The organism is Spirosoma pulveris, assembly GCF_054781875.1.
This window is the reverse complement of record NZ_BAAGTO010000008.1, coordinates 222,541-234,807: the sequence shown is the minus strand read 5'-3', so window position 1 is coordinate 234,807 and position 12,267 is coordinate 222,541. Positions and strand designations below refer to the sequence as shown.

General features: G+C 50.9%; 12 protein-coding genes. 8 read left to right on the top strand and 4 right to left on the bottom strand.

The window, feature by feature from the left end; translation table 11 throughout:
* Window positions 1-32: 32 nt before the first annotated feature.
* On the top strand, window positions 33-1,217 hold the full coding sequence (locus ACYVJM_RS23910) for a hypothetical protein (protein ID WP_461150761.1): 1,185 nt from the start codon (window positions 33-35) through the stop codon (window positions 1,215-1,217).
* Between the two features lie 93 nt (window positions 1,218-1,310).
* Here ACYVJM_RS23910 and ACYVJM_RS23905 read toward each other — a convergent pair whose 3' ends face one another.
* Entirely contained in the window at window positions 1,311-1,979 is a 669-nt protein-coding gene (locus tag ACYVJM_RS23905; protein WP_461150760.1) for an outer membrane beta-barrel protein, read from the bottom strand.
* 338 nt (window positions 1,980-2,317) lie between these two features.
* Between ACYVJM_RS23905 and ACYVJM_RS23900 the strand changes: the two genes are divergently transcribed.
* The 5 genes from ACYVJM_RS23900 to argH all read left to right on the top strand — a co-directional run bounded on the left by ACYVJM_RS23900 (window position 2,318) and on the right by argH (window position 8,090).
* Window positions 2,318-4,078 (top strand): DUF885 domain-containing protein, encoded by a 1,761-nt coding sequence (locus tag ACYVJM_RS23900; protein ID WP_461150759.1) that lies wholly within the window; start codon window positions 2,318-2,320, stop codon window positions 4,076-4,078.
* An 82-nt stretch (window positions 4,079-4,160) separates the two neighbouring features.
* Window positions 4,161-4,604, top strand: a complete 444-nt coding sequence (locus ACYVJM_RS23895; protein WP_461150758.1) for a DMT family transporter — start codon at window positions 4,161-4,163, stop codon at window positions 4,602-4,604.
* Between the two features lie 62 nt (window positions 4,605-4,666).
* Complete coding sequence (locus ACYVJM_RS23890; RefSeq protein WP_461150757.1) at window positions 4,667-5,287, top strand: hypothetical protein; 621 nt, start codon at window positions 4,667-4,669, stop codon at window positions 5,285-5,287.
* A 46-nt stretch (window positions 5,288-5,333) separates the two neighbouring features.
* Window positions 5,334-6,596, top strand: coding sequence for an MFS transporter (locus tag ACYVJM_RS23885; RefSeq protein ID WP_461150756.1), 1,263 nt, complete (start codon window positions 5,334-5,336; stop codon window positions 6,594-6,596).
* 156 nt (window positions 6,597-6,752) lie between these two features.
* Complete coding sequence (gene argH, locus ACYVJM_RS23880; protein WP_461150755.1) at window positions 6,753-8,090, top strand: argininosuccinate lyase; 1,338 nt, start codon at window positions 6,753-6,755, stop codon at window positions 8,088-8,090.
* Window positions 8,091-8,178: 88 nt separating this feature from the next.
* On the opposite strand, the gene ACYVJM_RS23875 is transcribed toward argH, so the two are convergent.
* A complete protein-coding gene (locus ACYVJM_RS23875; protein WP_461150754.1) occupies window positions 8,179-9,045 on the bottom strand; it encodes an SMP-30/gluconolactonase/LRE family protein in 867 nt (288 codons plus the stop codon).
* A gap of 197 nt (window positions 9,046-9,242) precedes the next feature.
* Between ACYVJM_RS23875 and ACYVJM_RS23870 the strand changes: the two genes are divergently transcribed.
* Window positions 9,243-9,452: a hypothetical protein gene (locus ACYVJM_RS23870; RefSeq protein ID WP_461150753.1), complete on the top strand. Its 210-nt coding sequence runs from the start codon at window positions 9,243-9,245 to the stop codon at window positions 9,450-9,452.
* 73 nt (window positions 9,453-9,525) lie between these two features.
* Here ACYVJM_RS23870 and ACYVJM_RS23865 read toward each other — a convergent pair whose 3' ends face one another.
* On the bottom strand, window positions 9,526-10,776 hold the full coding sequence (locus ACYVJM_RS23865) for an MFS transporter (protein WP_461150752.1): 1,251 nt from the start codon (window positions 10,774-10,776) through the stop codon (window positions 9,526-9,528).
* A 59-nt stretch (window positions 10,777-10,835) separates the two neighbouring features.
* Here ACYVJM_RS23865 and ACYVJM_RS23860 point away from each other — a divergent pair, with 59 nt between their 5' ends.
* Window positions 10,836-11,498, top strand: coding sequence for a phosphoribosylanthranilate isomerase (locus tag ACYVJM_RS23860; protein ID WP_461150751.1), 663 nt, complete (start codon window positions 10,836-10,838; stop codon window positions 11,496-11,498).
* 103 nt (window positions 11,499-11,601) lie between these two features.
* Here the strand turns inward: ACYVJM_RS23860 and ACYVJM_RS23855 are convergent, their stop codons facing one another.
* Entirely contained in the window at window positions 11,602-12,024 is a 423-nt protein-coding gene (locus ACYVJM_RS23855; protein WP_461150750.1) for an Hsp20/alpha crystallin family protein, read from the bottom strand.
* Window positions 12,025-12,267: the final 243 nt, after the last annotated feature.

Genomic DNA, 12,267 nt, shown 5'->3' with positions numbered 1-12,267 from the left:
TGACTACATTTATTAACTCAATTCGTAAAACTATGTTTTTTCGCAGGCTCTTTTTGCTCTTGTTTTTGTCGACTTCCGCATCAGCCCAAAAGCCTGTTCCGCCCTTGCTGCACATGAACCCGGCGGGAGAGTTAAAGACATACCACGACAACCTGACCGCGCTGCGAAAGGAACATACTCACCAGCGGGAGCTACCCGATTTAAAATTCTTTCTGTTCGGAATGGGCGACCGGCTGAAACTCATCTACCGCAACGGTCGGCTGCTGAACGCCCTAACCGGCAACATTGAAGAACAATGGTCGGTGAAAGAGGAAGTTATCGTACCGTCGGCCTATCTGGTCCACCTGGTCCTGGCAGATGGGCAAATTGTGCAGATTCGGGAAGATGAAACGGGGGTGTGGCTTCTGCAGCCCACCAAACGACCCCGGCTGATTCCGGGCACCCGCAGTCGGCTAAGTCTGCCGCGTTTTGCCGACAAACGCTTTGGTTCGGTGCTTCGGGTACTTCACCAGGAACTGTTGATCAACATTATCGATGGTCGTCCGGTCCCTAATTTTCTGGTTTATCAGAAGCCCTGGTATAGAAATGCCGCACTAATGGGCATGGTGCTGCACGAAACAAACAACCTTCCCTTGATACAGGACTGGATTATGGCCATCCGTGACCCATTCGACTGCAACAACCGTGGCATTGCGGAAGCGGATAACCTGGGGGAGGTACTGTTTCTGGTATCGCTGGTGTCAGACAAAACCCACCCGGTGGTACAAATGGCCCTGGATTCTGTGAGCCGATTCAGGAAAGAAACCCATATTCTTGGCCAGACCGACTCTAACGAACACCCTGTCTATCAAACCAAATGGCTCAAGTACGGGCTCAAGTCACTTAACCTTCCCGATCCCTACGTTATCCCTGAACAGTACGATAGTTACTCGTCTCTTTTCTGGTATGCGTACACGAACGAGCATGTTGACGGGAAGAAATTCGACGACGCTTCGGGCATCAACCGCCCTTGTCTGGGTTGGGCTGAAGATCATTTTTATCATGAGAAGCGGGGTATACTTGGTAATCTGGACTATCCCTTGAGTTGGGAGCAGAAAGCCAGCGACGCCCACTATCCGGGCATGACGGTGTTGGATAAAGATCTGGTTAAGCAGAAACTGGCATTTCCGCATACTCGGCACGCAGCCGAGATGTTTCTCCTGCTATATAAGCAATAAGTCAGGATGGCTGGTTGCACTACAACCAGCCATCCTGACTTAGAGAAGAAACGAATGCCGACACATGAACGGTTAAACCGTCTGCACTGCCTTTTAGCGCGAGCCACCAATGGTTAGGCCCGCTTTTACACTGAAGTATGAATTTTTGGCCGTTAAGGTCAAGCGGTTGGCTGCATTCATTACGCTAAGATCGCTAATAAGATTGTACGTACCTTCTACGTACACTATGCCATACTTAACCCCTACCCGACCAAGGCCACCCAGATTGACAGCGGCTGGCAACGGATACGACACGACAGAACTCGAGCCCGCAACCTGATTTGTTTGCAGACTTTCGCCGGTATAATAGCCACCAATTCCTACCCCGATATAAGGCCGAAAACCATTCTCCAGCTTCAGCACATAATTAGCTGTAGCAACTGCTGAAATCATGGAACTCACCTTGGTGTTTTTATAAATATCACCATCCAGTGCCTCCGAACGCTTGATGAACGCCTGCTCAAGTCGTACGCCAACTTCCAGATTTCGGCTCAGTTCATACTGAGGCTCCAGACTGTAGACGATGCCCGGCTTGACAAAACTGTTTACACCCGCGAAATCCACAGGCGAGGCATAGCCCACTCCCAGATTCACCTTAAATGGCTTCGCTATTTTAGACGATTTAGCAGGCTTTGCTAGTGTGACAGTAGTATCGGGTGCAGCCGTTTGTGCCTTTGCTACGAAAGAACCTACGACAAACAGAGTAACGAGAAACGTACGCATAAAAAGTTGAGAATTGTGTACTTGGTTGGTATGATACTGATTCGACTGACAGAGACCCGAAAAAGAACCATTTGGTTCGCAAATCTGGCTCTAATTTCGTTCTTACTCACTAAATAGCTTCTATTTTCGGCTACCGGTTACTATCAGCGTCGATCTATAGCCTATACAAGTAAAGGGCCTTATACGTTGCAATACCCCCTCACTCCGTGAGCCAAATTATGCCGCTTTCTTGTTTCGGCTTTCTGTTTTCGGGCGAAAAAGCCGATTTCTGCGCCTTGTCCCTCACAATTGCATCAAACTCATTATCTTGGGGCTAATCGATAAAACCCCTCCGTATCATGTTTTTCCTTATCCGCCCGTTCGTTGGCCTTTGTTTGACTTTTTTTTGCTTACACGCGTCGCTCAGGGCACAAACACCATCGGAGCAACTTCGCCAGGTTATCGACAGCACCTGGGCTTTTGAACTGCGGGAACATCCATTGACGGCCGTTTTTGCGGGTAAAAAGACCCAGATCGAAAGCCTGGGATCTTACACCGAAGCCACTATGGCCCGACAAACCGCTTTTTACCGAAATCAGCTAGCTAAACTCAACGCGATTCCCTCAGCCGCCCTTTCCGGACCCGAGCGCGTCAATGCCGAACTGCTCCGGTACACCATGGAAGACGATATTGAACAGTATGACCTGAAAGGGTATCTGAACCCTTTTACCTCCGACTCCGGTCCACATACCTCTCTGCCCTTTATTTCAAATTACCTGACCTTCCGCACCGCAGCGGATTACGAATCCTACATAAAACTGCTCTACACCTTTCCAGCTTACCTCGCGGACGTCGTTACGCTGTTGCGGGAAGGATTACGAACCGGCATGACGGCCCCCAAAGTCACACTGAAAGGCTACGAAATAACGTACCGAAACCACCTTGTCACGGACCCGACCCGGAGTGTTTTTTACGGGCCATTCCTGCACTTTCCGGCTTCGATTAGTGCCGAAGAGCAGACGCGTCTACAGCAGGCCGGTCAAAAAGCGGTTATGGAAGGGGCCGTTAAAGGCTATACCCAGTTTGGTGCCTTTATGGATACTGCGTACTTGCCGGGTGCCCGGACAACCCTTGCGGCCAACGACCTCCCCAACGGCCCGGCGTTCTACCAGCAGCGTGTTCGCTATTACACAACCCTCGACATGTCGGCCGAGGCAATTCACCAGCTGGGATTACAGGAGGTAGCCCGCATTCAGGCAGAAATGCAGGCACTTATCACGAAAACCGGGTTTAAGGGTTCATTTCAGGATTTCCTGAAGTTTCTGCGCACCGACCCGCAGTTCTACGCAAAAACGCCCGTCCAGCTGCTTAAGGAAGCCAGCTTCATCGCTAAACAGGCCGACGATAAGCTTCCGGCATTTTTCGGTAAACTGCCCCGGCAGCCGTACGGTGTTGCCCCTGTTCCCGACGCCTTAGCCCCTAAATACACCAGCGGTCGATACGTGGGTGCCCCTATCAGCAGCAAAACCCCCGGTTACTACTGGGTCAATACGTACAATCTGCCGAGTCGGCCGTTGTACACGCTGGAAGCACTTACCCTGCACGAAGCCGTACCGGGTCACCACCTGCAATCGGCTCTGTCGCAGGAACTAACCGGTCTCCCCGACTTTCGGAAACGCCTTTACGTCGATTCGTTTGGCGAGGGCTGGGGCCTTTACTGCGAGTGGCTGGGCAAAGAAATGGGTTTTTACAAAGACCCGTACAGCGATTTCGGGCGACTCACCTTCGAAATGTGGCGGGCCAGTCGGCTGGTAGTCGACACGGGTATCCACACCAAAGGCTGGACCCGGCAGCAGGTAATCGACTATTTATCGTCGCACACGGCCCTTTCCATTCACGACTGCACGACCGAAACAGACCGCTACATTTCCTGGCCCGGCCAGGCGCTGGCGTACAAAATCGGCGAGTTAAAGATCAAGGAGTTACGTCAGAAAGCGCAAAAAGCGCTTGGAGATAAATTCGATGTACGTGTTTTTCATGACCTGATTTTAAGCCAGGGCACTGTAACCATGCCGATTCTGCAACGTATGGTCGATGAATACATTCAGGCGGCTCACTAGCCACTTTGGCCCAGGCAACTATTTTTTCTGAAAAATAGCCGGGAACCAAGGCCGGGGAAAGGCGTTGTTTACCTTTGTACGCATGAATTACATTTATATTTTCTTTGCTTTCCTGATTGGTATGGCCATTACTGTGCAGGCGGGTGTCAATGCAAACCTGCGTCAGGCAATGGCCAGTCCAATTCTGGCAGCGGCCGTATCGTTCGGCTCCGGCTTTGTCGTTCTGGTTCTGTTATTTATGGGATCGGGTGCTTCCATCCCTCCGCTGGAAGCCATTAAACAGGTGAGCTGGTGGAAATGGATGGGCGGGGTTATGGGCGCAGTTTACATGATAACCGTTATTGTGAGCGTCCAGAAAATTGGCACCGCCAACCTGGTTAGTCTGAGCGTAGCCGGGCAGCTGGTAGCGGCCATTATCCTCGACCATTATGGTCTGTTGGGTTTTACGCTCCACCCCGCCAACGGCTGGCGGATTCTGGGCGTACTACTTATTGTGGCTGGTGTTCTGCTGGTGGTCAGAAACTAAGTACCTGCTTTCTGGTTTACAGTTTTCGGGCCTGCCAACCGTTAATCGAATTCTGTAAACTGATGATCAACTACCGTTTTTACCCGTCACTGCTCAATGTATTCGCTCGCTACGTACGGGGTGGGAATCTATCGGCGCAGGAACTCATTGACTCCATAAACCGGGTACCTACGCCAACTACAGCCGCTCAGGAGCGCGGGGTTTCGTTTGAAGAAGCCGTCGTGAAGGGGACCAACGAAGATCGATTCGACCCGGAGATTATCAAAAAGGTTCGCAAGCTGCTGCCCCGTCCCATTGTCGATACGCAGGTCTATTGCCAGTGGCAAATCGACGATGTGCTGTTTTACGGTTATGTCGACCTGATCGGCAAGTTCAAAGCAGTAGACTTAAAGACAACCGCTTCGTATCAGGCAGGGCGGTTTACGCACAACCACCAGAACCTCTACCTGCACGCCCTCAAACGCAAAGGCATCAAACTGATGGAATACGTCATTGCCGAATTTCAGCCCGACGGCCACTCGGAGGTTTACGTGGAGAGTTATTCACTTACTCATCCCATTGATAAGCAGTTGGAAGAAATCGAGTTGCTGAAGGCATTCCTGGAGGAGCACCGTTCCCTGATAACGGACAAAAAAATCTTTGTAGCACCCGGCGAAGATGCCGATGCGCGTCGCAAAGCGTAACCCCTCATTCAGCAACCTTCATTGGGTTTGGTTGTACCTTCGCGCTATGATTCAGCGCACCGTTCATCTTTATCAGCAGGCCTACCGCGGACTTTCGCCATCGGTCTGGCTCCTGGCGGGTGTCATGCTCATCAACCGATGCGGTACCATGGTGTTGCCGTTTATGACGCTTTACCTAACGCAGCATTTGCACTACTCCGTTGAACGAGCTGGTGTTGTGATGGCCATTTACGGCCTGGGCGCGTTTGTAGGTACTTTCCTTGGCGGACGACTCACCGACCGATTCGGGTTCTATTACATCCAGCTGTTTAGTTTACTGTTCGGCGGTGTCGCCTTGCTGGGCTTGCAGTTCGTCACTAACTTCTACATGCTCTGTGGCAGTGTATTTGTTTTCACGCTGCTTAGCGATGCGTTTCGGCCCGCTAATCAGGCAGCTATCGCCTATTATTCGGAAGTTGGGAACCGCACCCGCGCCTTCTCGCTCAATCGGCTAGCTATCAATCTGGGCTGGGCGGTTGGCGGTGGCCTGGGCGGCTGGATAGCGGGAATCAGCTACAATCTCCTCTTCTGGACTGACGGACTTACGTGTCTGGCCGCCGGGGTTGTCCTGTGGATCAACCTGCCGGTACCAGAACAAATCCCCGCCCCGAAGATCAGTCCGGACGACATGCAGCCGGCGGCTGTTGGCATGACGTCTCCCTATCGCGACGGCTGGTTTGTTGCCTTTGTCGTTTGCTCCTGCCTGTACCTGATCACGTTTATGCAGTTATTTTCCATTGTCCCGCTATTTTTCAAGGAGGTGATGCACATGACCGAAAGCACCATTGGCAGCCTGATGGCGCTGAACGGCCTGATTATCGTGTGCCTGGAAATGGCGCTGGTCTATAGTATTGAGCAGAAGAAGCGAGCCAAAACCAGTCTCATCGTTACCGGTGTTCTCCTCACAACTTTCTCGTATCTGCTACTGGCATCGACCAACAAGCTTGCCCTGCCCGCTATGACCATCGCACTGATTTTTATCGTGGTCGGCACCTTCAGCGAAATGCTGGCTATTCCGTTTATTCAATCCTTCACCGTCGAACGCGCCAGTCCGGCCACGCGCGGGCAGTACCTGGCACTGGCGGGTATGAGCGGGGCGCTGGCACAAACCCTCTCCCCGGCAATCGGATCACAAGTCGTAGCGCATTTCGGCTTCTCTATCCATTGGCTGGTTATTGCCGGAATCAGCCTGCTATCGGCAAGCGGGTTTTGGTGGCTGGGGCGTAGGTTGGCAGCCATCCCCCTGCCCGACGCAGATACCCGTGCCTAACAAATTGTCTCCCCAACTTTCTTTACGACCTTTGCAGAAAGGAAAGAGTGAACGAATAAACAAGCGAAAGAGCGCAGGGATGAGTCGTTCACCCTTCCACTCTGCTGCTTCCACTCTTTCACTCTTTCACTCTTTCACTCTTTTACTCCGTAAGCCTTGAAACTCTGGCAAAAAGAAGGCGTCAGCACCGCCGAACAAATTGAACGCTTTACCGTGGGTCGGGACCGTGAAATGGACCTCTACCTAGCTCCTTTCGATGTACTGGGCAATTTAGCCCACGCCCACATGCTCGAAACCATCGGCCTGCTTTCGGGTGATGAATTGACAATGCTGAACAAGGAGCTAAAAATCATTTATCAGACAATTCAGGCTGGAAAGTTCGAGATTGAAGAAGGCGTTGAAGATGTACACTCGCAGGTTGAACTGATGCTGACCCGCGTACTGGGCGACGTTGGCAAGAAAATCCATTCCGGCCGTTCGCGCAATGACCAGGTGCTGGTCGATTTAAAGCTCTTCACCCGCGACCGGCTCTGGCGCGTTGCCGAAGCCGTCCGAACGGTATTCGACCGGTTGGTAAGCCGCTCGGAGCAGCACAAAGATGACCTGCTGCCGGGCTATACACACTTGCAGATCGCCATGCCCTCCTCGTTTGGTCTATGGTTTGGCGCCTACGCCGAAGCCCTTGCCGATGATATGCTGACACTGCAAACCGCTTACCGGCTGGCGAACCGCAATCCGCTTGGCTCTGGAGCGGGCTATGGCTCGTCCTTTCCGCTGAACCGTACCCTAACGACCGAATTACTGGGCTTTGAGGGTATGCACGTCAATGTAGTGTACGCGCAGATGAGCCGGGGCAAAACCGAACAAACCGCCCTAACAGCACTGGCAGCGGTGGCCGCTACCCTGTCCAGAATGGCAATGGACATTTGCCTGTACAACAGCCAGAACTTTAGCTTTCTGGTTCTTCCTGATGCACTCACAACGGGCAGCAGCATCATGCCACACAAGAAAAATCCCGATGTTGCCGAGTTGCTGCGCGCCAAAACCAACCGGCTGAAAGCCCTGCCCATGGAAGTAACGCTGGTGATGAGCAACCTCCCCTCCGGCTACCACCGCGACATGCAGTTGCTGAAAGAAATCCTGATGCCCGCCTTCGACGAAATTCTCGACTGCCTGGAAATCACCGATTTCATGCTGGAACACCTTCAGGTAAAGGCAAATTTGCTGGACGAGCCCAAATATGACCTGCTCTTTAGCGTTGAGCGCGTCAATGAACTGGTATTACAGGGTGTGCCCTTTCGGGAAGCTTACCGGACTGTTGGGAAGGAGATAGCGGAACATACGTACGTACCCCCCCGTAACCTGCACCACACGCACGAAGGCAGCATCGGAAATTTGGAAAACAACCTCATCACCAAGGCTATGGATCAGGCAATGACTGGTTTCGGGGCCAGTAAGGCACAAGCCGCTGTTCAGCAATTGCTATCCAAATAAAAAATCCGGGCTGTAAACGTGAGGTGTTTACAGCCCGGATTGTGCTTCCGGCCGACGCGACTGAACCGCAAGGTAGTGCGGCTCTACGCTATTGCTCTACCCGATACGCAACCAGGGTATTCCGGTAAAAGGTCGGGACAACCAGTAATTTCTTTTTGGCCACATAGTCGATATCCGCCGAATTGATTTTCTGCTCGCGGGTATCCATAAGTTGTTTTTTGGTACCATCGGCGTTGACATGGAATAATTGCCCATTCCAGTCCGAAACGAAATAGTTACCTTTTCCCTCCGGCACAATGCCATCCGTAGCCGCCATGCCATCGGCCAGCGTAGTAATTTCTTTGGTGTCTACATCTACCGTGCGCAAAGCACCAATCTTGGTGCTGCCGATCATCAATTTGTTTTTACCGACGGCCAGTACACCATTCGGTTTGTTAAGCTGCTCGCTTTCCAGCCATACCTCCCACTTGTCGTCTTTTAACCGATAAATTTTATCGTTCCGGTTGTCCGATACATATACGGTTCCATCTTTGGCAACGGTCACGTCGTTTAGAAAAGCATCTTTACCTACAGCATCCCAGGTTTTTTCGGCCTGACCGGTTGCGGTATTGATGCACACCAGCCGATAAATATCGGTTACGTACAGCCGGTCCTTATGCAAACCCATGCCTTTTGGCGCATTCAGACCCGAGGTCCAGTGCAGGTTCTCAATCTTACCGTCCAGCGTCACTTTCGAAATAAATCCGCTGCCATCGAGTCCATCGGGCTTACCGTCAATATTGGCAACATACAGCGTATTTTTTCCATCATACAGCACCGATTCGGGTGTCCGCAACGTGCTGTCGGTTTCCCACGCTTTAACTAGTTTTAATGGCTTAGGACGAACGGGTGGCGTTAGCGCAGTGAAGCTGGCGCCGGTAATGGCCAGAAGCAGGTACATGTTAAATTTCTTCATATCTTGATTGATTATCAGTTGATTAAAAAAAAGTTTTATTTTTTTGTTGGATGATACCGGGTTCATTATTGCTTTCGGGTGCACAGACAAAAGACAGAATATAATTTTTCTAACCAGCCTTTCTTAACCCCTTTATTTTTCAAAACAATAGAAAAACCAAGGTGTTTAAAAAACTCGCACGCTAACTAACAACCGCTATGGAAAACTCCCAATTCCACTCGTACGAAGCGCAAACACCTGTGAATCAATTAAAAGAAAGCATCCGGGATATGATTCGGCTGCAACGTGATTACCAGATCTCGGATGAATTATTCTGGGAAATTTTTAACGCCCGCGTTCTGCTCAATGAGCAGATAGACATCGACGATTTTATCTGTAACCTGTACCTGGCACCAGCCTACGCCTAACAGAATTTCTGTTAACGCCAACAACCGCCCGACTACCCACTAACCGATGGCAGCCGGGCGGTTGTTTGTTGGTTTAGCTTAATCGCACGGCCAGCAGTGCCTTCGATTTGGCGTATACATACGTAACCACTATCAGCGTGACAACGCCACCCAGCATAACGGAGGGAACTGTACCCAGCAGACGGGCCAGCAGGCCGGATTCAAACGCGCCAATCTCGTTCGATGAGCTGACAAAGATTCCGTTTACAGCTGCTACCCGTCCCCGCATATGGTCGGGCGGGAAAATTTGCAGGATTGTCTGACGGATGATAACGCTTACACTATCGAAAGCACCCGTCAGCCCAAGCATGATGAGGGATAAATAGAAATTGGTTGACAGCGAGAAGATGATCGTGGCTATACCAAATCCGGCTACCGACAATAACATATTGCGCCAGGCATTATGAGTAGGCGGGTGTTTGGTCATATAAGCCATCGTTAGCAAGGCCCCTACCGAGGGCGCAGCCCGAAGAAAACCTAACCCTTCGGCCCCTACTTTTAAAATGTCTTCGGCGAAGACCGGCAAAATGGCCACCACGCCCCCAAACAGTACCGAAAACAAGTCGAGGGATATCGCGTAGAGGACAATCTGCGTTTTAAAGACAAACCGAAACCCTTCTTTCAAACTGTCGCGAAGGCCAAGCACCGGCGAATCGCTGACTGGCGTTGGCTTCCGCTCAATGAGCGAGATCAGGACAAAGCAAACAGCCAGAAGACCAATGACCACAATCAGCGAATTGTCGAAACCTACCCAGCTATACAGAAATCCAGCCAGACCCGGTCCAACAATGGCCCCGGCCTGCCAAAACGCACTACTCCAGGTGGCCGAGTTGGCGTACAACTCACGGGGAACCAGAAAGGGCTTTAATGAAGAACTAGCTGGCGAGTAAAACCCTTTGGCAGTACCAATTAACATAAGGACGCCGTAAATCGTAGCCAGACGCGCCGTTTGTGACAAGCCATCGGCAACCGACGGTTGAAAAACAAGGTATAGTATGACCGAGCCAAGGAGAATAACCAGTAAGCTCCACTGCAAAATCTTTTTCTTATCCTGGCGGTCGGCGAGGTGACCTCCAAAGAGCGACAGGGCAATGAAGGGTATGGCTTCGGCCAATCCAACCAGGCCCAGCATCAGCGGGTCGTGCGTGATTTTATACAGTTCATAACCCAGAGTAACCTCCTGAATCAGCAGCGTAGCTGTGATCAAAAAGCTGTTCATGACGAAATAGCGGAATTCGGGAATCCGAAGGGATGCGTACGTATCGACTGGAGGTTGTTGAACCATAAATTTGTCGGCCTAACCTATCTTTGCCGCTCAAGTGTTTCATTAATCAACCTAAAATCATGCAATCTCCGTTCCGAACGAGGGTTAAAATTTGCTGCATCAGTAGTGTAACCGAAGCAAAAACGGCTATTCAACTGGGAGCCGATGCCCTTGGTCTGGTGGGTCGGATGCCCAGCGGTCCCGGTGTGGTAGCCGATGAACTGGCGGCCCAGGTGGTTCAGGCTACGCCCCCGCCCATGGCTACGTTTATGCTCACCAGTGAAACGACCGTAGCTGCTATCGTGGCTCATCAGCGTCGGGTGGGCGCTAACACCATTCAACTTGTCGACGCCGTTCCGGCCGGAACGTATGCGGAACTCAAAGTGCTGCTCCCGGCAGTAAAGCTGGTGCAGGTGATTCATGTCATTGACGAACGAACGATTGACGAGGCCCTTCTGGCCGTTCAACTGGGTGCCGATGCCTTACTGCTAGACTCAGGAAACCCTAATCTGGCTATTAAAGAGCTGGGAGGCACTGGACGGGTTCACAACTGGAGTGTGAGCAGACGAATAGTGGAGCAGTCGTCGGTGCCGGTATTTCTGGCGGGTGGATTGAACGCGACCAACGTCCGGGAAGCACTTGAGACTGTTCGGCCATTTGGGCTGGACATTTGTAGTGGTGTACGAACGGACGGGCAACTGGACGCGCAGAAACTGGAAGCGTTTATGAAATTAGTCCGGTAAGGAATAAACCGGATACGCTAACCGACTAATCGGGGCATAAAAAAAGTGGTGACATCGTATGTCACCACTTTTTTTATGCCCCGATTAGTCGGCCAGTTGTCCATTAGGCAACGGCGATCTCTTTCACTAATTTCTCTTCTTTAACTTCAACTTTGGGTAATTCAACCGTCAGGATACCGTCGGTATAAGCCGCTTTGATGGCATCGGCATTTACTGATTTTGGAAGGCGGAAGCTACGTTCAAACGAGGTGAACCCAAATTCATGCCGGGTAAATTTATCAGCGGCTTCTTCGGTTTTCGTTTCCGACTGATATCCGATCGTCAGTTTGTTGTTTTCTACGTTAATTTTCAGATTTTCTTTTTTCAAACCGGGTGCGGCCAGTTCAAGCAGGAATCCAGCTTCATTTTCTTTAACGTTTACAGCAGGAACGTTCGGAGTTGTGTTTTGGTACCGGTTGATAACGGGACGGCTGTAGAATGGATTGAAGAACGTGGGAAAGTTATTATATCGAACTAAAGTTGCCATTGTCTTATGTAGTTTATTGTGTTGTTCACTTTCAGTTACATCCTTTCTAAATCAAATCTTATACCAAAGCAAATTTTTAACTCATTCAGGACATTTTGTCGCTTTTCCATACTAATCCACGCTAAATACAGACGTTTTGTCGTGTTTTCTTTGTAAGATTAGCCCATAATAAGATACCTCATCCTCTCCTTTGACAGTTTTTCGTAACTATAACTGCGCCAGAACACTGTAATTTTCTCGATT